Source organism: Leucobacter faecis, assembly GCF_054456635.2.
In genome coordinates, this window is the sequence record NZ_JBTJEP020000001.1 from 111061 (window position 1) to 133518 (window position 22458).

19 protein-coding genes are annotated in these 22458 nt (G+C 62.3%); all 19 read left to right on the forward strand.

Features of this window, described 5'->3' with window-relative positions; all coding sequences use genetic code 11:
* The first annotated feature begins 238 nt into the window (after positions 1-238).
* The 19 genes from rpoB (at position 239) to rpsC (ending at position 22458) form a co-directional block, all read left to right on the forward strand.
* Positions 239-3736, forward strand: a complete 3498-nt coding sequence (gene rpoB / locus ACXR2T_RS00515) for a DNA-directed RNA polymerase subunit beta (RefSeq protein ID WP_458811456.1) — start codon at positions 239-241, stop codon at positions 3734-3736.
* A gap of 39 nt (positions 3737-3775) precedes the next feature.
* The gene (gene rpoC, locus ACXR2T_RS00520; RefSeq protein WP_458838087.1) at positions 3776-7669 is read left to right on the forward strand and encodes a DNA-directed RNA polymerase subunit beta'; all 3894 of its coding nucleotides are present in this window, start codon (positions 3776-3778) and stop codon (positions 7667-7669) included.
* 172 nt (positions 7670-7841) lie between these two features.
* Positions 7842-8915 carry a hypothetical protein gene (locus ACXR2T_RS00525; RefSeq protein ID WP_458838086.1) on the forward strand — a complete coding sequence of 358 codons (1074 nt, stop codon included), beginning with the start codon at positions 7842-7844 and terminating at the stop codon, positions 8913-8915.
* A gap of 2 nt (positions 8916-8917) precedes the next feature.
* Positions 8918-9403, forward strand: a complete 486-nt coding sequence (locus ACXR2T_RS00530) for a DUF6121 family protein (protein WP_458838085.1) — start codon at positions 8918-8920, stop codon at positions 9401-9403.
* Positions 9403-10038 carry a spermidine/putrescine ABC transporter substrate-binding protein gene (locus ACXR2T_RS00535; protein WP_458838084.1) on the forward strand — a complete coding sequence of 212 codons (636 nt, stop codon included), beginning with the start codon at positions 9403-9405 and terminating at the stop codon, positions 10036-10038. Before ACXR2T_RS00530 ends, ACXR2T_RS00535 begins: the two co-directional genes overlap by 1 nt.
* A gap of 289 nt (positions 10039-10327) precedes the next feature.
* Complete coding sequence (gene rpsL, locus ACXR2T_RS00540) at positions 10328-10702, forward strand: 30S ribosomal protein S12 (RefSeq protein WP_017793360.1); 375 nt, start codon at positions 10328-10330, stop codon at positions 10700-10702.
* Entirely contained in the window at positions 10702-11172 is a 471-nt protein-coding gene (gene rpsG, locus ACXR2T_RS00545) for a 30S ribosomal protein S7 (RefSeq protein WP_458811445.1), read from the forward strand. The genes rpsL and rpsG overlap by 1 nt, the downstream gene beginning before the upstream one ends.
* 99 nt (positions 11173-11271) lie before the next feature.
* Positions 11272-13386 carry an elongation factor G gene (gene fusA / locus ACXR2T_RS00550; RefSeq protein WP_458811443.1) on the forward strand — a complete coding sequence of 705 codons (2115 nt, stop codon included), beginning with the start codon at positions 11272-11274 and terminating at the stop codon, positions 13384-13386.
* Positions 13387-13546: 160 nt separating this feature from the next.
* Positions 13547-14740 carry an elongation factor Tu gene (gene tuf / locus ACXR2T_RS00555; protein ID WP_458811441.1) on the forward strand — a complete coding sequence of 398 codons (1194 nt, stop codon included), beginning with the start codon at positions 13547-13549 and terminating at the stop codon, positions 14738-14740.
* A gap of 219 nt (positions 14741-14959) precedes the next feature.
* On the forward strand, positions 14960-16759 hold the full coding sequence (locus ACXR2T_RS00560) for a polysaccharide biosynthesis protein (protein ID WP_458811439.1): 1800 nt from the start codon (positions 14960-14962) through the stop codon (positions 16757-16759).
* Positions 16759-17859 carry an MraY family glycosyltransferase gene (locus ACXR2T_RS00565; protein WP_458838083.1) on the forward strand — a complete coding sequence of 367 codons (1101 nt, stop codon included), beginning with the start codon at positions 16759-16761 and terminating at the stop codon, positions 17857-17859. The genes ACXR2T_RS00560 and ACXR2T_RS00565 overlap by 1 nt, the downstream gene beginning before the upstream one ends.
* 369 nt (positions 17860-18228) lie before the next feature.
* Positions 18229-18537, forward strand: coding sequence for a 30S ribosomal protein S10 (gene rpsJ, locus ACXR2T_RS00570; RefSeq protein WP_010156393.1), 309 nt, complete (start codon positions 18229-18231; stop codon positions 18535-18537).
* Between the two features lie 13 nt (positions 18538-18550).
* Positions 18551-19204, forward strand: a complete 654-nt coding sequence (gene rplC / locus ACXR2T_RS00575) for a 50S ribosomal protein L3 (RefSeq protein WP_458811434.1) — start codon at positions 18551-18553, stop codon at positions 19202-19204.
* A 4-nt stretch (positions 19205-19208) separates the two neighbouring features.
* Positions 19209-19829, forward strand: a complete 621-nt coding sequence (rplD, locus tag ACXR2T_RS00580) for a 50S ribosomal protein L4 (RefSeq protein WP_458811432.1) — start codon at positions 19209-19211, stop codon at positions 19827-19829.
* Entirely contained in the window at positions 19826-20125 is a 300-nt protein-coding gene (rplW, locus tag ACXR2T_RS00585; protein ID WP_458811431.1) for a 50S ribosomal protein L23, read from the forward strand. The genes rplD and rplW overlap by 4 nt, the downstream gene beginning before the upstream one ends.
* A 22-nt stretch (positions 20126-20147) precedes the next feature.
* Positions 20148-20984 carry a 50S ribosomal protein L2 gene (rplB, locus tag ACXR2T_RS00590; RefSeq protein WP_458811429.1) on the forward strand — a complete coding sequence of 279 codons (837 nt, stop codon included), beginning with the start codon at positions 20148-20150 and terminating at the stop codon, positions 20982-20984.
* Positions 20985-21008: 24 nt separating this feature from the next.
* Positions 21009-21290 carry a 30S ribosomal protein S19 gene (rpsS, locus tag ACXR2T_RS00595; RefSeq protein WP_017793370.1) on the forward strand — a complete coding sequence of 94 codons (282 nt, stop codon included), beginning with the start codon at positions 21009-21011 and terminating at the stop codon, positions 21288-21290.
* A 25-nt stretch (positions 21291-21315) separates the two neighbouring features.
* Positions 21316-21699, forward strand: a complete 384-nt coding sequence (rplV, locus tag ACXR2T_RS00600) for a 50S ribosomal protein L22 (protein ID WP_017793371.1) — start codon at positions 21316-21318, stop codon at positions 21697-21699.
* Entirely contained in the window at positions 21700-22458 is a 759-nt protein-coding gene (rpsC, locus tag ACXR2T_RS00605; RefSeq protein WP_017793372.1) for a 30S ribosomal protein S3, read from the forward strand.

Below are 22458 nucleotides of genomic sequence, written 5' to 3' on the forward strand. Positions count from 1 at the left end.
AGCCGAGAATATGCTGGGACGGGCGATCCGGCCGCGTAAATTGCTGATCGTGACGTAGACAGCAGGTAACGATGGTGTTACTCTTAGTAGCTGCACTACGGACACCAGTGTGCCTTCATATAGTGGTAGGCCCCGGGAGCTGGCGCGAAAGCGCAAATGAGCCTCGACCGCGTGATCCGATGCACTTCTCGCAAGACCAGGCTCAACCGGCCCGACGGGGCCCACGGAGGTAGTTTCCTTGGCTGCTGCGCGCAACGCATCGTCCACCACCCAACCGAAGAACGGTCGCAATCACGAGCGCCTGTCCTTCGCCAAGATTTCCGACACGCTGTCGGTGCCAAACCTGTTGGCGCTGCAGCTTGAGAGCTTTGAATGGCTCGTCGGTAACGACGCCTGGAAGCAGCGCGTCGCCGAGGCACAGGCTCAGGGGCGCGATGACATCGCCCTGAAGAGTGGCCTCGAAGAGATCTTTGACGAGATCTCACCGATCGAAGACAACGCTGGCACCATGCAGCTGTCGTTCGAGAACCCGATCCTCGATGATCAGAAGTTCACCATCGAGGAGTGCAAGGAGCGCGGTAAGACCTACGCGGCTCCTCTGTACGTCGAGGCGGCGTTCTACAACACCGAGACTCAGGTACTCAAGAGCCAGACCGTTTACATGGGTGACTTCCCCATCATGACGGACAAGGGCACGTTCATCATTAACGGCACCGAGCGCGTCATTGTGTCGCAGCTTGTGCGTAGCCCCGGTGTGTACTTCGAGCGCGCACAGGAGAAGACGAGCGATAAAGACGTCTTCACCGCACGCGTGATCCCAAGCCGTGGTGCATGGCTCGAGTTTGAGGTCGATAAGCGCGACCAGGTTGGTGTGCGTATCGACCGCAAGCGTAAGCAGTCGGTCACGGTGTTCCTCAAGGCTCTCGGCATGACCACCGAAGAGATCATGGAAGAGTTCACCGGCTACGAGTCGATCATGCTGACCCTGGAGAAGGACACCGTCCTCACCCAGGAAGAAGCGCTGAAGGACATCTACCGCAAGCAGCGCCCGGGCGAGCAGGTTGCGATCGAGGCTGCCAAGGCACTGCTCGATAACAGCTACTTCAATGAGAAGCGCTACGACCTCGCGAAGGTCGGTCGTTACAAGATCAACCGCAAGCTGGGCGTTGACGCCCCCATCACCGACTCGGTGCTGTCGCTTGAGGACATCATTGCGACGATCAAGTACCTCGTCGGTCTGCACGCAGAGACGAAGACGCTGCCCGGCGTACGCGACGGCAAGCCCTTCGACAACCGCCTCGACACCGATGACATCGATCACTTTGGCAACCGTCGCATTCGCGCCGTGGGCGAGCTGATCCAGAACCAGGTGCGCACCGGCCTCAGCCGCATGGAGCGCGTTGTGCGCGAGCGCATGACGACTCAGGACATCGAAGCGATTACGCCGAACACCCTGATCAACACACGCCCCGTGCTGGCCGCGATCAAGGAGTTCTTCGGTACTTCGCAGCTGTCGCAGTTCATGGACCAGAACAACCCGCTTGCTGGTCTCACGAACAAGCGTCGTCTCTCGGCCCTCGGCCCGGGCGGTCTCTCACGTGACCGCGCAGGCGTTGAGGTGCGAGACGTGCACCCTTCGCACTACGGCCGTATGTGCCCCATTGAGACCCCTGAAGGCCCGAACATTGGCCTGATCGGTGCACTCGCAACGTTTGCCCGCATCAACGCGTTCGGCTTCATCGAGACGCCCTACCGCCGCATTCTTGATGGCAAGGTCACTGATCAGGTTGACTACCTCACCGCGCACGAAGAGGACGAGTACCTCATCGCGCAGGCTGGCGCGCCCCTCACCGAGGACGGCACGTTTGCAGAGGAGCAGGTGCTTGCACGCCCCCGCGGCTCTGAGGTGATGATGGTCGACGCTAACCGCGTGGACTACATGGACGTCTCGCCCCGCCAGATGGTGTCGGTCGCGACGTCGCTGATTCCGTTCCTCGAGCACGACGATGCGAACCGCGCGCTCATGGGTGCGAACATGCAGCGCCAGGCTGTGCCGCTCGTGCGCTCCGAGTCGCCCGTTGTTGGCACCGGTATGGAGGGCTACGCAGCCATCGACGCCGGTGATGTTGTTGTCGCCGAGAAGAGCGGCGTGATTGAAGACGTTTCGGCTGATGTCGTGACGATTCAGCTCGACGAGGGTGGCCGTAAGAGCTACTTCCTGCGCAAGTTCGATCGCTCGAACCAGGGCACGAGCTATAACCACCGCGTCATCGTCAAGGAGGGTGAGCGCATCGAGGCCGGCGAGGTCATCGCTGACGGCCCCGCCACCGAGAATGGTGAGCTCGCGCTTGGCAAGAACCTGCTCGTCGCGTTCATGCCCTGGGAGGGCCTCAACTTTGAGGACGCCATCATCCTGAGCCAGAACCTGGTGAAGGACGACACGCTGTCGTCGATCCACATCGAGGAATACGACATCGATGCGCGCGACACCAAGCTCGGCAAGGAGGAGATCACTCGTGACCTCCCCAACGCGAGCATGGAGGCGCTGAAGGATCTCGACGAGCGCGGCATCATCCGCATCGGCGCCGAGGTTGGCCCCGGCGACATTCTCGTCGGCAAGGTGACGCCCAAGGGCGAAACCGAGCTCTCGGCAGAAGAGCGCCTGCTGCGCGCCATCTTCAACGAGAAGAGCCGCGAGGTGCGTGACACCTCACTCAAGGTGCCGCACGGTGTCTCGGGTACCGTCACGTCGGTGAAGGTGTTTGACGCTGAGAACGACAACGACGACGAGCTGGGCTCGGGCGTCAACCAGCGCGTGGTCGTCTACATTGCGCAGAAGCGTAAGATCACCGAGGGCGACAAGCTTGCTGGCCGTCACGGCAACAAGGGCGTCATCTCGAAGATCCTCCCCGTCGAAGACATGCCCTTCCTCGCCGACGGTACCCCCGTCGACGTGATCCTCAACCCGCTCGGTATCCCCGGTCGAATGAACTTCGGCCAGGTGCTCGAGATTCACCTCGGCTGGATCGCCAAGCAGGGCTGGAAGGTTGAGGGCGCTCCCGAGTGGGCAGCGAAGCTGTCGGAGCAGGCTCTCGAGGCTGCACCCAACACGAAGGTCGCAACCCCCGTGTTCGACGGCGCGTCAGAGGCCGAGATCGCGGGTCTTCTTGACTCGACGCTCCTCACCCGCGACGGCGAACGCCTGGTCGATCACACGGGCAAGACGCAGCTGTTTGATGGCCGCTCGGGTGAGCCGTACCCGTACCCGATCTCGGTCGGCTACATGTACATCCTCAAGCTGCACCACCTCGTGGACGATAAGATCCACGCGCGTTCAACGGGCCCGTACTCGATGATCACGCAGCAGCCCCTCGGTGGTAAGGCCCAGTTTGGTGGCCAGCGTTTCGGTGAGATGGAGGTGTGGGCACTCGAGGCTTACGGCGCCGCTTACGCGCTGCAGGAGCTGCTCACGGTGAAGTCTGACGACATTCTCGGTCGTGTGAAGGTCTACGAGGCCATCGTGCGCGGCGAGAACATCCCCGAGCCTGGTGTGCCCGAGTCGTTCCGCGTGCTCATGAAGGAGATGCAGTCGCTCTGCCTGAACGTTGAGGTGCTTGGTAAGGACGGCAACGTCGTGAGCCTGCGCGATAACGACGATGAGGCGCACCGCACCGCTGAAGAGCTGGGCATTAACCTTTCCTCCCGCTTCGAGACCTCGTCTGTCGACGAGATCTAAGCCGGATCAAACGACTTAAGTTACCAAGGGAGAACAATTTTGCTCGAGGGACCAGATTTTAACGAGCTGCAGATCCGTCTCGCGACCGCTGAGGACATCCGCAGCTGGTCGTTTGGCGAGGTCAAGAAGCCTGAGACGATCAACTACCGTACGCTGAAGCCTGAGAAGGACGGCCTCTTCGGTGAGCAGATCTTCGGACCCAGCCGCGACTGGGAGTGCTCGTGTGGCAAGTACAAGCGCGTGCGCTACAAGGGCATCGTATGTGAGCGCTGTGGCGTCGAGGTCACCAAGTCAAGCGTGCGCCGTGAGCGCATGGGCCACATTGAGCTGGCCGCACCGGTCACGCACATTTGGTACTTCAAGGGTGTACCTAGCCGTCTCGGTTACCTGCTCGACATGGCGCCGAAGGACCTCGAAAAGGTCATCTACTTCGCCGCCTACATGGTGATCGACGTTGACGAAGAGGGGCGCCACGAAGACCTGGGCGAGCTGGAGGCCGAGCTGCGTCTCGAGCTGAAGACGCTCGAAGACCAGCGCGATATTTCGATCGCACAGCGTCAGCAGCAGGCCGAGTCAGACCTGGCAGCGCTTGAAGCTGAAGGGGCGAAGGCAGATCAGCGCCGTCGTGCCGAGGCTTCGGCTGAGAAGGAAATGACCGCACTGCGCAAGGGCTTCGATGACGACATCGCTCGCCTGCAGCGCGTGTGGGAGGACTTCCGCAACCTCAAGGTGGGCGATCTCAAGCCCGAGGACGCGGTGTTCGCTGACCTCATGGATCGCTACGGCGACTACTTCGAGGCGTACATGGGCGCTGCAGCAATCAAGAAGCGCCTAGAGACCTTCGACCTCGAAGCCGAAAGCGAGCTGCTGCACCTGCAGATCGCTGAGGGTAAGGGCCAGAAGAAGATCCGTGCGATTAAGCGCCTCAAGGTGGTCAACTCGTTCTTGACGACGGGCGCGAGCCCCGCATCAATGGTGCTCGATGTTGTGCCGGTGATTCCGCCCGAGCTGCGCCCGATGGTGCAGCTTGACGGTGGCCGCTTCGCGACCTCGGATCTGAACGATCTGTACCGCCGCGTGATCAACCGCAACAACCGTCTGCGCCGCCTGCTTGACCTCGGGGCTCCCGAGATCATCGTGAACAACGAGAAGCGCATGCTGCAGGAGGCCGTCGACGCGCTGTTCGACAACGGCCGCCGTGGCCGCCCCGTCACGGGCACCGGCAACCGCGCCCTGAAGTCGCTCAGCGACATGCTCAAGGGCAAGCAGGGTCGATTCCGTCAGAACCTGCTCGGTAAGCGCGTTGACTACTCGGGCCGTTCGGTCATCGTGGTCGGCCCGCAGCTGAAGCTGCACCAGTGTGGTCTGCCTAAGCAGATGGCACTTGAGCTCTTCAAGCCGTTCGTGATCAAGCGCCTCATGGATCTGTCGCACGCACAGAACGTGAAGGCAGCAAAGCGCATGGTGGAGCGCGCACGTTCAGAGGTTTGGGACGTGCTCGAGGAGATCATTCGCGAGCGCCCCGTGATGCTCAACCGTGCACCGACGCTGCACCGCCTCGGTATTCAGGCGTTCGAGCCGCAGCTCGTTGAGGGCAAGGCAATTCAGCTGCACCCCCTCGTCTGCACCGCGTTCAACGCTGACTTCGATGGCGACCAGATGGCAGTTCACCTGCCGCTGTCGGTCGAAGCGCAGGCAGAGGCACGCGTGCTGATGCTCGCATCGAACAACATCCTGAAGCCGTCTGACGGTCGCCCGGTGACGCTGCCCTCACAGGACATGATCATCGGCCTGCACCACCTCACCACCCTCAAGGAGGACGAGGTTGGCGCCGGGCGTGCATTCGGCTCGATCGCCGAGGCGATCCTCGCTATGGACGAGCACACGCTCGACCTGGGTGCCCCCATCAAGATTCGTCTTGAGGCGTACACCGACGCAAAGGGTGTGACCTCGGCTAAGCCCGTCATCGTGCAGACGTCACTCGGCCGCGCTATCTTCAACGAGGCGCTGCCGGCTGATTACCCGTACTTTGAGCGCGTCGCAGACAAGGGAACGCTCTCGAGCCTTGTCAACGACCTGGCCGAGCGCTACCCGAAGGTTGAGGTGGCGGCAACGCTTGACCGCATCAAGGATGCGGGCTTCTACTGGGCATCGCGCTCGGGTGTTACCGTCGCGCTGTCTGACGTTGTGACGCCGACAAAGAAGGCTGAAATCATTGCGATGCACGAAGAGCGCGCATCGAAGGTTCAGCGCGACTACGACCGCGGCATGATCCAGGACTCTGAGCGCCACAAGGCACTCACCGAGATCTGGACCGAAGCGACCGACGAGGTTGCCGAGGCGATGCGTGAAGAGTTCCCCAAGGACAACACCATCTTCCGTATGGTGTCGTCGGGTGCTCGTGGTAACTGGCTGCAGATCCGTAACATCGCGGGTATGCGTGGCCTGGTGTCGAACCCGAAGGGCGAGATCATTCCCCGCCCGATCATCAACTCGTACCGCGAGGGCCTGTCGGTGGCCGAGTACTTCATCGCGACCCACGGTGCGCGTAAGGGTCTGGCAGATACCGCTCTGCGTACCGCTGACTCGGGCTACCTGACTCGTCGACTCGTCGACGTTTCGCAGGACGTCATCATTCGTGAGGAAGACTGTGGCACCCGCCGCGGTCTCGACCTTCCGATTGCGGCGCCCGACGCAAACGGCGTGCTCGTAGGCGACGAAAACGTTGAGAACTCGGTGTACGCACGTACGCTCGCGACCGACGCGATCGGTGCAGACGGCGCAGTGGTCGCAACCGGTGGCGAAGACGTGGGCGACGTGCTCATCGCCAAGCTCATCGACGGCGGCGTGACCGAGATCAAGGTGCGCTCTGTGCTCACCTGTGAGTCTGCAGTCGGCGTGTGCGCGACCTGCTACGGCCGTTCGCTTGCGACCGGCCAGCGCGTCGACATCGGCGAGGCAGTCGGCATCATCGCGGCACAGTCGATTGGTGAGCCCGGTACCCAGCTGACGATGCGTACGTTCCACACCGGTGGTTCGGCTTCGGCAGATGACATCACGCAGGGTCTGCCCCGCGTGCAGGAGCTCTTCGAGGCGCGTACCCCGAAGGGTGCGTCACCCATCGCTGAGGCCGCCGGCCGCATCATCATCGAGGACACCCCCAAGGGTCGTACCATTCTGCTGACGCCTGACGACGGCACCGAAGAGAAGGCATATCCCGTGCTCAAGCGCGCGACCCTTCTCGTCGAAGATGGCGATCACGTGCAGCTGGGCCAGCCCTTCCTGCAGGGCACCCTCGACCCGAAGGACATTCTGCAGGTCGGTTCGACCGAGAACGGCAAGCACATCCCCGGTGAGCGTGCCGTGCAGAAGTACCTCGTCGAGGGCGTGCAGGGCGTGTACCGCTCGCAGGGCGTGCCGATCCACGATAAGCACATCGAGGTCATCGTGCGCCAGATGCTGCGCAAGGTCACCGTCGTCGACCACGGCGACACCGAGCTGCTCCCGGGCGCGCTCGTCGACCGCGCAAGCTACCAGCGCATCAACCGCGAAGCACTGCTCGATGGCAAGCGCACCGCGACCGCTCGCTCCGAGGTTATGGGTATCACCAAGGCCTCGCTTGCGACCGAGTCGTGGCTGTCTGCCGCATCGTTCCAGGAGACGACCCGCGTGCTCACGCAGGCAGCGATGGAGGGATCGAAGGATCCGCTCATCGGCCTGAAGGAGAACGTGATCATCGGTAAGCTGATCCCGGCTGGCACCGGCCTGGGCGTGTACCGTGACGTCACCGTGCAGGCGACTGAGGACGCGAAGGCAGAGCGGTACCCCAACCGCCTGTTCGCGACCGAGGGCACGTTCGACGAGAACGACCTGTCGTTCGTTGACTTCGACAGCTTCACGGCTGATGAGTTCAACCCCGGCAACTACAGCTAAGTAGCCGCCACACCGCGCGTGGGCGTTCGCACTTCGGTGCGGGCGCCCACACGTTTTTTATGCCCCGCTTTTGGCTCTGCGGCGAGGGACGCGCATATTTTGGTGGCAAGCTTGTACTGTGGCGTGATGGTGGAAGGCTCACCAACGATTTTTGATCCCAAGAGGTGAAGCGATGAGCGAAGAACGCGAGACCCCCGCAGCGCGAGCGGCCGAGGCTCCAGACACCCCCGCGAACCTCGGCGCGCCCGTCGCCGAAACGGCCGCGAGCGAGACCGAGGTGCTTGAGGCGGTGGAGCGGGCCACGGGGTCGCCCGCTGAGGCGCTGACTGAGTCCAATGTGCAGACACAATCTGATCCGGATCACGCCGCAGCCCAGGCCGCCAGCGCCGCGGGCGGGGAAGCCCCGACCGGGGCCACGAACTCACACGAGTCCGAATCTGTCGGTGCTGCAGTGTCCCAGGCCTCCGTGCACCAGGGCGCCGAGCCCGCGGTCGAGGATCAGGGTGTCGCGCCGACCCCCGAGCTCGCAGAAGAGGCACGCCGACAGGCAATCTCAGAGGTTGATACGCAGCTGAACATCGACATGTCTGCGGGGGCGACTGACCCGACGCTTGGGCTCGACGCCCTGCCGAGCGCGGGCGCCGATGAGGTGCGCGACGGTGAGATTCGTGTCGCAGCCGATCACCCCATGGCGGGACTCTACATGCAGTCCCCCATGCCGCCCGAGATCCGTGGCAACCGCGGCATGGGCGTGCTGATCGCGCTGCTGGCCTGCATCGGGTTCGCGATTGTGAGTGCCGGGGTCGTGGCGGTCACGCTCGCCCCGAAGCTTGCCCCCTCACAGTTCGTTGACGGGCTGCTAGCCGAGCTGCTGTCGTGGGCGTTCATTGCGGGCGCCGTTGCATTCTTTGTGGGCCTCGCAGTGCTCGTGTTGATCGTTGGACGTGCTGGCTGGTGGGCGTATGTGCTGGGTGGGTTCTTCGTGGGTCTGCTCGTCTGGGTCGCGACTGTCGCGGGTCTCGCCGTCGATGAGTCAGGGCTTTCCGTGTTGCTGAACGTCAGCCCGCTCGCGCTGCTTGGCACTTACGGCCTGAGCCTTCCGGCCATAGCCGCGGGTGTAGTGGGGCGCGAGGTCACGGTGTGGTTTGGTGCGTGGATTGGCGCGCGCGGCCGCCGAGTGAAAGCGCGCAACGCTGCCGAGCTGGCCGAGTACGAGGCAGCGCTGGCTGAGGTGCAGGCGAAGTAGCGATGGTTCCCGAACGCCGGCGAGGCGTGACCCGAGGCTATGTTGCGGCGCTGATCGTCGCCACCGGCATCGTCGCGGTTGCGCTCGTCGTGGCGTTTTGGGGTGTCATCGCGCTGTCAACGGGCACCGAACCGGTGATGACCGAGCCTGTAGCACGGTGGGCTGCTCCCGTGGTCATCATGTTCGCGCTCGCGCTCCTCGCGGGGTCGCTGTGGCGCCAGGCTCTCACCCTTTTGCGCGGCCAGCGCAGCCCGGCCTGGGGGCAACTGGTGGTCACCGCGGGAGGCACCTATCTCGTCTGGTGCCTGGGGGGTGTGCTTGCGGGCATGTCAATCGACGACACCTGGATGAGCCCCTACGCCGTCGCGCTTAGCGTAGCGTGGGCCCTCGCCAACCTTGCGTTTTGGGCCGTGCTGGCACGCCGCGTCTACACCGACAGGCCGCCTCCGCGCTGGCCCTGGGAGCGTGCAGAAGAGGGAGAAGGGTGATGGCCGCCATTGACGATCGCGTCTCGGTGGCTGTCGACGCGTGGCTGAGATGGTTGCCCTCGTGGACACCCGGGAGCCATCGTGGCCGTTCTCGGGTGTGCCGACGCTGCACGGGATCTCCGGTGCTTGCGGCTGCCGGTTTTGGCCGTGACGTGCCGCACACCGTGTCGCATGCGCTCACGAGTCGTATGCAGCGCATCGTGGATCGCGAGGTCGACGAGTTTACTGAGCGTGAACTGCCGCTGCTGCACGCTGAGCTGACGGGGGAGGAGCAGCGGCAAGGCACAGGCTACGACCCCGCGGCCGGGCTCGGGCCTGAGTACGACGGGCTCGATCCGGATCCGGAACCAGGTGACCCGGGCCAGCCGTTTCTCTTTACGCTCGCTGGGCTCGCCGAGCAATCTAGACCAGAAGCAGCGCCTACCCGGCCACCGCTCACCGTTGTCGAACGGCGCGTCCTGGCCGCCGAAATTGCCCGAGCTGACGAGCACGCCGACACCGTAGGGCGCGCAATGTGCCTCGCCCTTGTGGGCCACAGGGCACGAATTAGGGCCGCGCTGGAGCGGTTTGTCGAGCCGCAGGTTCAAGCGCTTCTTGACGAGCTGAGCCACAACCTCGAACCGCCAAACGCGTAGGCCGCGACACGCCCGGCTGGGTGTCGAGTGAATCCTCTTGCGTACGCAGGCTTGTGCGCGTAAAGTGGCTAACTGGTGTGCACCCGTTTGCGCTGCCCTCGAGGCGGTGTGCTGGGCGTTCACCGTTGGGTATGTGAACCGCAAGGTTCGCGCCCCCACGGCATAGCTGCACCCGCACGCGACTACCCCCGGGTAGTCGCAAGCAGCAGCTCAGTTGCGGCGTAAGTCGCAACGCATGCTCATCCATTGAAGCATTCCTGTCACCGTGCAGGACTAAATAGGAGAATCATTGCCTACTATTCAGCAGTTGGTTCGCAAGGGCCGTACGCCGAAGGTCTCTAAGACCAAGGCGCCCGCCCTGAAGGCGAACCCGCAGCAGGCAGGGGTTTGCACCCGTGTCTACACCACCACCCCCAAGAAGCCGAACTCGGCGATGCGTAAGGTCGCTCGTGTGAAGCTTCGTAACGGCACCGAGGTCACCGCCTACATTCCGGGCGAGGGCCACAACCTGCAGGAGCACTCGCTGGTGCTCGTGCGCGGCGGCCGTGTCAAGGACCTCCCCGGTGTTCGTTACCGGATCGTTCGCGGCGCGCTCGATACCCAGGCTGTTAAGGACCGCAAGCAGGCTCGTAGCCGCTACGGCGCGAAGATGGAGAAGAAGTAATGCCTCGTAAGGGTCCTGCTCCCAAGCGTCCCGTAGTCGCCGATCCCGTATACGGCGCACCCATCGTTAGCCAGCTGGTTAACAAGATCCTGGTTGATGGCAAGAAGGGCCTGGCCGAGCGCATCGTTTACGAAGCACTCGAGACCGTAGCCCAGAAGTCAGACCAGGACGCAGTGACCGTTCTCAAGAAGGCGCTCGACAACGTGCGCCCCACCCTTGAGGTTCGTTCACGTCGCGTCGGCGGCAGCACCTACCAGGTGCCCGTCGAGGTTAAGCCGCACCGCGCCAACACCCTCGCACTGCGCTGGCTCACCAGCTACGCGAAGGCTCGTCGCGAGAACACGATGACGGAGCGTCTCACCAACGAGATCCTCGACGCATCCAACGGCCTCGGTGCCGCTGTGAAGCGTCGCGAGGACACTCACAAGATGGCTGAGTCGAACCGCGCGTTCGCACACTACCGCTGGTAGTCACCCATTGGTGGGCCGACTCGTCACAAGCGAGTCGGCCCACCATGGCGGGCCCTAGGCCCGCGATCCCAAACTTCACCCCCACCCGGAGGAGACCCCGTGGCACAAGACGTGCTCACTGACCTGAGTAAGGTCCGCAACATCGGCATCATGGCCCACATTGATGCTGGCAAGACCACCACTACCGAGCGCATCCTGTTCTACACGGGTGTCAACCACAAGCTGGGCGAGACCCACGACGGTGGCGCGACGACTGACTGGATGGAGCAGGAGAAGGAGCGCGGCATCACGATCACGTCTGCCGCCGTGACCTGCTTCTGGAACAAGAACCAGATCAACATCATCGATACGCCCGGCCACGTCGACTTCACGGTCGAGGTTGAGCGTTCGCTGCGCGTGCTCGACGGCGCAGTTGCTGTCTTCGACGGCAAGGAGGGCGTTGAGCCCCAGTCCGAGACCGTTTGGCGTCAGGCTGACAAGTACGAGGTGCCCCGCATCTGCTTCGTCAACAAGATGGACAAGATGGGCGCGGACTTCTACTTCACCGTAGACACCATCATCAACCGTCTGGGCGCTAAGCCGCTCGTCATGCAGCTGCCCATCGGTGCAGAAGCAGACTTCACCGGCGTGGTCGACCTGCTCACCATGAAGGCATTCGTCTGGGAGGGCGATGCTAAGGGTGACGTTACTCTTGGTGCAAACTACGAGACTCGCGAGATCCCCGCTGAGCTCCAGGCGAAGGCCGAAGAGTACCGCGCGACTATCGTTGAGACTGCGGCTGAGACCGACGACGCGCTGCTCGAGAAGTTCTTCGGCGGCGAAGAGCTCACGATCGACGAGATCAAGGGCGGCATTCGTAAGCTCGTTGTCAACAACGAGATCTACCCGGTGTACTGCGGCTCGGCCTTCAAGAACCGTGGCATCCAGCCCATGCTCGACGCTGTTGTGGACTTCCTCCCCAACCCGCTCGACGTTGGTGCAATCGAGGCTCACGATCCCCGCGACGAGTCAATCGTCATCGAGCGTTTCCCGAAGGCCGACGACCCGTTCTCGGCTCTCGCGTTCAAGATCGCTGTGCACCCGTTCTTCGGTCGTCTGACCTACGTACGCGTGTACTCGGGCAAGATTCCTTCGGGCACCCAGGTCATCAACTCGACCAAGGGCAAGAAGGAGCGCATCGGCAAGATCTTCCAGATGCACGCCAACAAGGAGAACCCTGTTGACGATCTGATGGCGGGCAACATCTACGCTGTGATCGGCCTAAAGGACACCACGACCGGTGACACCCTGTCGGACGCAGACAACCAGGTTGTGCTCGAGTCGATGACCTTCCCCGAGCCCGTGATCGAGGTGGCCATTGAGCCTAAGACCAAGGGTGACCAGGAGAAGCTCGGCGTCGCGATCCAGAAGCTTGCAGAAGAGGACCCCACGTTCCGCGTGAGCCTCAACGCAGAGACCGGCCAGACCGTTATCGCGGGCATGGGCGAGCTCCACCTCGACATCCTTGTCGACCGCATGAAGCGCGAGTTCAAGGTTGAAGCTAACGTGGGCAAGCCCCAGGTCGCTTACCGCGAGACGATTCGTCGCGCGGTCGAGAAGTACGACTACACCCACAAGAAGCAGACCGGTGGTTCGGGTCAGTTCGCTAAGGTGCAGATCGCGCTTGAGCCGCTCGAGGTCGAGGGCGACAAGATCTACGAGTTCCAGGACAAGGTGACCGGTGGTCGCGTTCCGCGCGAGTACATCCCGTCGGTCAACCACGGTATCCAGGACGCCATGCAGTACGGCATCCTCGCCGGCTTCCCGCTCGTGGGTGTTAAGGCGACCCTGCTCGACGGCGCATACCACGACGTTGACTCGTCTGAGATGGCGTTCAAGATTGCTGGATCGATCGCGTTCAAGGAAGCGGCACGCCTCGCGCAGCCCGTCATTCTTGAGCCGATGATGGCCGTTGAGGTTCGTACGCCCGAGGAGTACATGGGCGACGTTATCGGCGACCTGAACTCACGTCGTGGACAGATCCAGTCGATGGAGGACGCGAGCGGCGTGAAGGTTGTTCGCGCACTCGTTCCGCTTTCAGAGATGTTCGGGTACATTGGAGACCTGCGGTCGAAGACCAGCGGTCGTGCAGTGTTCTCGATGACCTTCGACTCCTATGCAGAGGTGCCGAAGGCCGTGGCCGATGAGATCGTTCAGAAGGCTAAGGGCGAGTAACATTGCCCATCGGTGAGCGGCTGGCTGTAAGTTGGCCGCTCGCCGTAGGCTCAGGTCGCGAATGCGGCGCTGAGCTTGTAACATAGGTACACAAACCCTGTACTCGTGCCCTTCGAAATGGTCGAAGGGAAGCGGTACTCATGTCCTGAGGAGGACCATAGTGGCGAAGGCCAAGTTCGAGCGGACCAAGCCGCACGTAAACATCGGTACGATCGGTCACGTTGACCACGGTAAGACGACTCTTACCGCTGCGATCTCGAAGACGCTTGCTGACAAGTTCCCGTCAGACACCAACGTGAAGCGCGACTACGATCAGATCGACTCGGCACCGGAAGAGCGCCAGCGCGGTATTACGATCAACATCTCGCACGTTGAGTACGAGACCCCCAAGCGCCACTACGCGCACGTTGATGCACCCGGCCACGCCGACTACATCAAGAACATGATCACCGGTGCTGCTCAGATGGACGGCGCAATCCTCGTGGTTGCTGCTACTGACGGCATGATGGCTCAGACCAAGGAGCACATCCTGCTCGCAAAGCAGGTTGGCGTTCCTTACCTGCTCGTTGCGCTCAACAAGTGCGACCAGGTTGACGACGAGGAAATCCTCGAGCTCGTCGAGATGGAGGTCCGCGAGGAGCTCTCCAAGCACGGTTACCCCGGCGACGACGTTCCCGTCGTGCGCGTTTCGGGTTACCAGGCTCTCCAGGGCGACGAGAAGTGGGCTAACGCCGTTCTCGAGCTCATGGAAGCAGTCGACGAGAACATCCCCGACCCCGTGCGTGACAAGGACAAGCCCTTCCTCATGCCCGTCGAGGACGTCTTCACGATCACCGGTCGTGGCACCGTTGTGACCGGTCGCGCCGAGCGTGGCACGCTGAAGATCAACTCTGAGGTCGAGATCGTTGGTCTGCGCGACACGCAGAAGACCACCGTTACCGGTATCGAGATGTTCCACAAGCAGCTCGACGAAGCATGGGCAGGCGAGAACTGTGGCCTCCTGCTTCGCGGTACCAAGCGTGAAGACGTTGAGCGCGGCCAGGTTGTTGTTCAGCCCGGCTCGATCACCCCTCACACGAACTTTGAGGGCACTGCCTACATCCTGAAGAAGGAAGAGGGCGGCCGCCACAACCCGTTCGAGACGAACTACCGTCCCCAGTTCTACTTCCGTACGACTGACGTGACCGGTGTTATCACCCTGCCCGAGGACAAGCCGATGGTTATGCCCGGCGACACCACCGACATGACCGTTGAGCTGATCCAGCCCATCGCCATGGAGGACGGCCTCGGCTTCGCAATCCGTGAGGGTGGCCGCACCGTCGGCGCCGGCACGGTGACCAAGGTTCTCTCCTAAGTCTTAGCTCGCTAAGTCTCTAGGTAGACCTACAAAACCCCCGGGAGTGATCCCGGGGGTTTTGTGTATTTCGCGGCCTGGTCGCTCGCGCGGCGCGTTGAAACCGCTTCGTTGGATGTCGGCCTGAGGCGGTTGGCAGAAACTCCACGTGGCGAGGAGTATCCTCGAGGGTGGGAGGGTTTAATTCTGCCCTCGTACAGCAGAGCGAACGGAGCAGGAGTGCCGCAGACCGCAGCCGAACGCATCACCCACTTTGCGCGGCAGTATGGCGCGCTCTACCTTCTCGACGCACTGGCGTGGACCGTCGCGATTCTCGTGGCCCTCGTGCTCAGGTTCGACTTTAACCTGCCGCGTATTTCGTGGGGCTCAACCATCGCTGTGATTGGTGTCACGGCGCTGCTGCAGTTGCTGGGTGGTTGGCTGACGTGGCTGTACCGTAACCGGTACGCCATCGGCAGCTTTGACGAGGTACGCGCCTTGGTAATAGACATCACCGGCGTGATGATCTTCGCGTGGCTGTTCGCGTTCGTAGTGGGCTACGGTAACGGCATTCCTCGCAGCACGCTCGTGATCGCAGCCCCGATCACCTTCAGCCTGATGGGGGTCGCAAGGTACCTGATCCGGCTTCGCAGTGAACGGCAGTTGCTGCCGGGCGATGAGGCCGAGAACACATTGCTCTATGGAGCCGGGTATTTGGGGGTGCAGACCGCGAAGCGGCTGCTCACAGACTCCAAGGGGTCAGCAATGCCCGTTGGCTTTATTGATGATGATTTGACCAAGCGTAACCAAGAGGTGCGTGGGGTGCGTGTACTCGGCGGGATCGACGATCTGTCGCGTATTGCGCGGGAGACGCGGGCCACAAAGCTTATTGTGTGCATCGGTGATGCCGACGCCGCGATGATGCGTCGAGTCGATAAAGCGGCCGAGAAAGCCGGCATGACTGCGTTGGTGCTGCCACCTTTGGCGCAGATTCTGCAAAATAAGTCAGTCATCGCCAACGTGCGTGAGCTGTCGATTGAAGACTTGATCGGGCGGCATCCTGTGCGGCTCGAGACTGAGTCGATCGCCGAGTATCTGCAGGGCAAACGCGTGCTCGTGACGGGTGCCGGTGGTTCGATCGGGTCTGAGCTGTGTAGGCAGCTTGCTAACTTTGCTCCGAGCGAGCTGATCATGCTCGACCGCGACGAGACCGCGCTGCAAGAGAGCCAGCTGTCCATTAGTGGCCACGGGCTGCTCGACACGAATGACGTTGTGCTCGCCGACATTCGCGATGCCGACGCGCTGCGCCACATTTTCCTTGAGCGTAAGCCCGACGTCGTGTTTCACACGGCGGCACTCAAACACTTGCCGATGCTTGAGCAGTACCCCGATGAAGCGTGGAAGACCAACGTGCTGGGCACACTGAACGTGCTGCGCGCGGCGCAAGCAGCTGGGGTAGGAACCTTCGTCAATATTTCAACCGATAAGGCGGCGAACCCGACGAGCGTGCTAGGACACTCGAAGCGAGTCGCAGAGAAACTCACTGCCTGGATGGCGCAGCAGACCGACATGCGCTATCTCTCCGTGCGATTTGGCAACGTGATCGGAAGCCGCGGATCAATGCTGCCCACGTTCCGTAAGCTCATCGACAAGGGCGGCCCGTTGACGGTGACGCACCCAGATGTGACGCGCTACTTCATGACGATCCCTGAGGCTTGCCAGCTCGTCGTGCAGGCGGGCGGCATTGGCCGTCAGGGTGAGGTGTTGATCCTCGAAATGGGGGAGCCGGTATCTATTCTCGACGTGGCGAAGCGCATGATCGCACAGTCCGGCAAAGACGTCGAGATCGTTTTCACGGGCCTGCGCCACGGAGAAAAACTGCACGAAGAGCTCACAGGCGAAGGCGAGGGTAACGAGCGTCCGTTCCACCCGATGATCTCGCACGCGCATGTCGACACGATCTCGCCCGAGGTGCTCGATCACGAGGGCTGGGTGGCTCGCATGGACCTGACCCGGGCTGCTGAGGAGCGAGTGCACTAATGGGGTTCACGATAGCTCTGCTCGCGGGCCTTCTCACACTCCTCGGTAGTTTGTTGCTGCCGTTCGCGGTGCGACCGCTGCTCGTGAAGCTCGGCATCATGGATGTGCCCAACGAGCGCTCTTCCCACTCGCGACCGGTGCTGCGCGGCCTCGGCCTCGCCGTTCTCCTCGCGATGACGGTCTCTGGCGGCGTTGCGGTGCTGCTGTATTCGCTCGATTTCTCTGAGCGGTCCGGCTGGGTGACGCTCGCGATCATCGTCGCCGGATCCCTGTGCGCCGGCCTGCTCGGCCTTGCCGAGGACTTGCACGGGGTGAGTGTGCGGGTGCGTAGCGTGCTGTTGCTCTTGATCGCGCTGCTGACCCCGATTGCGTTGGTGTGGGCGCAACAGCTCACCGGCGCAAACATGTTTAGTGCGTTGCGGGGGAGTGCCTCATTTGGGTGGTCTGCGTCGGCCCCCGGTTTGCAATTGCCGCTGTGGGCCACGGCGTTGCTCGTGTTGTACGCAGTGTTTTTTATCTCGAGCTACATCAACGTCGCAAATTTCATGGACGGGCTCAACGGGATCAGCGGCGTTCATGGTGTGATCGCTGGCGCAACGTTCGCGGTCTCGGGCTGGGTAGTCGGGCTCCCGTGGCTCGTCGCGGCCGGTCTGATTCTGGCCGCCGGTTTCGCCGGCTTCTTGCCTTGGAACCTGACACGGCCGGGAGCCTTTCTCGGTGATGTTGGAAGCTACCTGCTGGGGGGAGCTACCGCGATCACCAGCTTCGCGGCGTTGCTAGCGGGGGTGCCGCTTCTCGCGACGATCGGGCCCATGGTGATCTACTTCGGCGATGTGGGAGTGACGCTTGTGAAGCGCGTGCGCGCGGGGCACAAATGGGATGAACCCCATAAGGAACACACGTATCAACGGCTCCAGCAGATGGGCTACACGCACGTGCAGGCGTCGAGCTTTACAGCGGGGGCGACGTTGCTCGCTTCGCTGCTCGGTCTCGCTTCACTCTTCACCGGCGTTGTTGGCGCACTTGCGCTTCTTGCCGCCGGCCTAGGCGTGTTGGTTTTCTACCTAGCGCTCCCGAAACTCTTGCGATCTCGCGCGTAGCGCGGCACACGACACGCGACACGCCCGGGTTGCATCATCTCGCGGGGCGTGCGAGAATATACAGGTTCAGTACTCCATGCCTCGGCGTGGATCACTGCCAGGCAGTGCATAACCGCCTCGAGAAATCGGGGTTTTGGTTAGGCCGCGGGTAGCGAACGAAAACCATGCGCGCAGAGGCGGCCAAGATTTAGTCTGGCCGTTTTTGTACGAGTGGGCCACCTTTGCTTGCACGGGTGGTTTTGACAGGTGAACAGAGACCCAGCACGTAGAGCCCTAGGGCTCAGCTATGCCACGGGCGCTGGTACGTAAGACGTCCAATGCGTCACGCCACAAGCGTGAAGTACGACGCAAGTAGAAAGTAGAGATGTCATGGCGGGACAAAAGATCCGCATTCGACTCAAGTCGTATGACCATGAGGTCATCGACAGCTCAGCACGTAAGATCGTCGACACGGTGACCCGCGCGGGTGCAACTGTGATCGGCCCCGTGCCGCTCCCCACCGAGAAGAACGTGATCGCAGTGATCCGTTCACCTCACAAGTACAAGGACAGCCGCGAACACTTCGAGAAGCGCACGCACAAGCGCCTCATCGATATCGTGGATCCCACTCCCAAGGCAGTCGATTCGCTGATGCGTCTCGATCTCCCTGCCGATGTCAACATCGAGATTAAGCTCTAAGGGAGGTCCGAACATGTCAGTAGTACGCAACGTGAAGGGTCTTCTGGGCACCAAGCTCGGTATGACGCAGGTCTGGGACGAGAACGGCAATGTCGTTCCCGTGACCGTTATTGAGGTGGCCCCCAACGTGGTCACGCAGATCCGTACCCCCGAGGTCGACGGCTACAGCGCCGTGCAGATCGCGGCTGGTCAGATCGACCCCCGCAAGGTGAACAAGCCGACCGCGGGTCACTTCGAGAAGGCAGGCGTTACGCCTCGCCGTCACCTCACCGAAGTTCGCACCTCGGACGCGGCTGAGTACAGCCTCGGCCAGGAGCTCACCGTTGGCGAGTCCTTCGAAGCCGGTCAGAAGATCGACGTCGTTGGCACTTCTAAGGGCAAGGGCTTCGCTGGCGCTATGAAGCGTCACAACTTCAAGGGTGTGGGTGCCTCGCACGGTAACCACCGCAACCACCGTAAGCCCGGCTCCATCGGCGGCGCGGCGACCCCCGGTCGCGTGTTCCGCGGTAAGAAGATGGCAGGCCGTATGGGTGGCGAGCGCGTGACCGTGCAGAACCTCATCGTCCAGGCGATCGATGCTGAGAAGGGTCTCATCCTGGTAAAGGGTGCAGTTCCCGGTGCTCGCGGTCGTCTCGTTTTCGTTCGCAACGCAGTGAAGGGAGCGTAAGTTCATGACTACCGCTACCAAGCTCGATGTTTCGCTGCCGGAGGCAATCTTCGGCGCAGAGACCAATGTCCCGCTGATCCACCAGGTGGTCACCGCTCAGCTCGCAGCTGCGCGCCAGGGCACGCACAAGACCAAGACCCGTGGCGAACGCTCGGGTTCGGGTGTCAAGCCGTTCAAGCAGAAGGGTACCGGCCGCGCCCGTCAGGGTTCGGTTCGTATGCCTCAGCACCGCGGCGGCGGCATCGTTCACGGGCCCGTGCCCCGCGATTACTCGCAGCGCACCCCCAAGAAGATGATTGCTGCAGCGCTCAACGGTCTGCTCTCGGATCGCGCACGCGCGAACCGTCTGCACGTTGTTGAAAGCTTCGGCATCGGCGACAAGCCCAGCACCAAGACTGCACGCGAGTTCCTCGCGCAGGTCGCACCGGGCAAGCGTGTTCTCGTCGTTATCAGCCGCGAGGACGAGGTCACGGCGCTCAGCGTTCGTAACCTCCAGTTCGTGCACGTCCTGTTCCAGGACCAGCTCAACGCCTACGACGTGGTCGTCAGCGACGATCTCGTCTTCACCAAGGCAGCCTTCGACGCATTCGTCGCCGGCCGCGCCGCCAAGGAGGACACGAAGTGAGCCTGAACAAGTCTGCACACGACGTCATCATCCGCCCTATCGTTTCCGAGAAGAGCTACGGCCTGATCGACGCAAACGGCCAGTACACCTTTGAGGTACAGCCGACCGCGACGAAGACCGAGATCAAGCTCGCGATCGAGTCGGTGTTCGGGGTTAAGGTCGCTTCGATCAACACCCTCAACCGCAAGGGCAAGACCCGCCGCACCAAGTTTGGCACCGGTAAGCGCAAGGACACCAAGCGCGCCATCGTCAAGCTGAAGTCGGGCTCCATCGACATCTTCACGGCTGCGCTGTAGAAGGGGCGAAAAGGAACACACTATGGCTATTCGTAAGTACAAGCCGACGACCCCCGGTCGTCGCGGGTCGAGCGTCGCCGATTTCGCCGAGATCACGCGCTCCACTCCCGAGAAGGCACTGCTGCGTCCGCTCCCCAAGACGGGCGGTCGTAACAACCAGGGCCGTATCACTACCCGTCACATCGGTGGTGGCCACAAGCGCCAGTACCGCGTTATCGACTTCCGTCGTAACGACAAGGACGGCGTGAACGCCAAGGTCGCGCACATCGAGTACGATCCCAACCGCACGGCGCGTATCGCGCTGCTGCACTTTGAGGACGGCACGAAGCGTTACATCATCGCCCCGAACAAGCTGAAGCAGGGCGACATTGTTGAGTCGGGTGCTGGCGCGGATATCAAGCCGGGCAACAACCTGCCGCTCAAGAACATCCCCACCGGTACGGTCATTCACGCCATTGAGCTGAAGCCCGGCGGCGGTGCGAAGATGGCTCGTTCGGCTGGTTCGTCGGTGCGTCTCGTTGCTAAGGACGGCCCGTACGCTCAGCTGCGTCTGCCCTCGGGCGAGATCCGCAACGTCGACGCGCGCTGCCGCGCGACCGTCGGCGAGGTGGGTAACGCCGAGCAGTCGAACATCAACTGGGGTAAGGCCGGCCGTATGCGCTGGAAGGGCGTCCGCCCGACCGTTCGTGGCGTTGTCATGAACCCTGTTGATCACCCGCACGGTGGTGGCGAAGGCCGCACCTCAGGTGGCCGTCACCCGGTCAGCCCGTGGGGCCAGAAGGAAGGCCGCACGCGCCGTCCGAACAAGGAAAGCGACAAGCTCATTGTGCGTCGCCGTACCGTTGGCAAGAAGCGCTAGTCCGCGGGTAGGAGAGAGTAGAAGATGCCTCGTAGTCTCAAGAAGGGCCCCTTCGTCGATAACCACCTGCTCAGCAAGGTAGTTGTCCAGAACGAAGCTGGCACCAAGAATGTGATCAAGACCTGGTCGCGCCGCTCGATGATCATCCCCGCAATGCTGGGACACACCATCGCGGTTCACGACGGTCGTAAGCACATTCCCGTGTTCGTCACCGAAACCATGGTTGGGCACAAGCTGGGCGAGTTCGCGCCCACCCGCACCTTCCGTGGCCACGTGAAGGACGACAAGAAGGGCCGTCGCCGCTAAGCGGCGACGTGAAGGAGGAAGAGAAATGGTGGAGTCGATCGCACGCGTGCGTCATATCCGCATCACCCCCCAGAAGGCCCGTCGCGTTGTTGACCTGGTTCGTGGAAAGAACGCTCAGGAGGCACTTGCCATCCTGAAGTTCGCCCCGCAGGCTGCAGCTGAGCCCGTGTTCAAGCTGGTTGCTTCGGCAATCGCTAACGCACGTGTGAAGGCTGACAAGGAGAACCTGCGTCTGAACGAGGACGAGCTTGTAATCGCTCGCGCCTTTGTCGACGAGGGCGCAACGCTCAAGCGTTTCCGCCCCCGTGCACAGGGCCGCGCTTTCCGCATCAACAAGCGCACGAGCCACATCACGGTTGTTATTGCAACCGCTGATGAGCTTGCGGCAGCGAAGAAGGGAGCCAAGTAAATGGGCCAGAAGATTCATCCCTACGGCTTCCGCCTCGGGATCACCACTGATCACGTCTCGCGCTGGTTCTCGGACTCGACCAAGAAGGGTCAGCGTTACGCTGACTACCTGGCCGAGGACATCAAGATCCGCCAGCACCTGACCAAGCAGCTTGATCGCGCCGGCGTTTCGCGTGTCGAGATCGAGCGCACCCGTGACCGTGTTCGCGTGGACATCCACTCGGCACGCCCCGGTATTGTGATTGGCCGCCGCGGTGCTGAGGCTGAGCGCATTCGCGCTGACCTCGAGAAGCTCACCGGCAAGCAGATCCAGCTCAACATCCTCGAGGTGAAGAACCCCGAGGCCGACGCTCAGCTCGTCGCTCAGGGTGTCGCAGAGCAGCTCGCTGCTCGCGTGGCATTCCGCCGTGCGATGCGCAAGGGCCTCCAGGGCGCACAGCGCGCTGGCGCCAAGGGCATCCGGATCCAGGTCTCAGGCCGTCTTGGCGGCGCCGAGATGAGCCGCTCGGAGTTCTACCGCGAGGGTCGCGTGCCGCTGCACACGCTCCGTGCGAACATCGATTACGGCTTCTACGAGGCTAAGACCACCTTCGGCCGCATTGGCGTGAAGGTCTGGATCTACAAGGGTGACCTCACCAACAAGGAACTCGCTCGCGAGCAGGCGGCCCAGAAGCCGTCGCGTGACCGTGGCGACCGCCGTCGTGCACCTCGCGGTGCACAGGCCGAGGCTGCACCCGCTGCAGCAGGAGCGGAGAAGTAA

Coding starts and splice junctions, on each gene's coding strand:
- ACXR2T_RS00525 (WP_458838086.1), top strand. CDS start 7,842: ATGAGCGAAGAACGCGAGACCCCCGCAGCGCGAGCGGCCGAGGCTCCA.
- ACXR2T_RS00530 (WP_458838085.1), top strand. CDS start 8,918: ATGGTTCCCGAACGCCGGCGAGGCGTGACCCGAGGCTATGTTGCGGCG.
- ACXR2T_RS00535 (WP_458838084.1), top strand. CDS start 9,403: ATGGCCGCCATTGACGATCGCGTCTCGGTGGCTGTCGACGCGTGGCTG.
- rpsG (WP_458811445.1), top strand. CDS start 10,702: ATGCCTCGTAAGGGTCCTGCTCCCAAGCGTCCCGTAGTCGCCGATCCC.
- ACXR2T_RS00565 (WP_458838083.1), top strand. CDS start 16,759: ATGGGGTTCACGATAGCTCTGCTCGCGGGCCTTCTCACACTCCTCGGT.
- rpsJ (WP_010156393.1), top strand. CDS start 18,229: ATGGCGGGACAAAAGATCCGCATTCGACTCAAGTCGTATGACCATGAG.
- rplC (WP_458811434.1), top strand. CDS start 18,551: ATGTCAGTAGTACGCAACGTGAAGGGTCTTCTGGGCACCAAGCTCGGT.
- rplD (WP_458811432.1), top strand. CDS start 19,209: ATGACTACCGCTACCAAGCTCGATGTTTCGCTGCCGGAGGCAATCTTC.
- rplB (WP_458811429.1), top strand. CDS start 20,148: ATGGCTATTCGTAAGTACAAGCCGACGACCCCCGGTCGTCGCGGGTCG.
- rpsS (WP_017793370.1), top strand. CDS start 21,009: ATGCCTCGTAGTCTCAAGAAGGGCCCCTTCGTCGATAACCACCTGCTC.
- rplV (WP_017793371.1), top strand. CDS start 21,316: ATGGTGGAGTCGATCGCACGCGTGCGTCATATCCGCATCACCCCCCAG.
- rpsC (WP_017793372.1), top strand. CDS start 21,700: ATGGGCCAGAAGATTCATCCCTACGGCTTCCGCCTCGGGATCACCACT.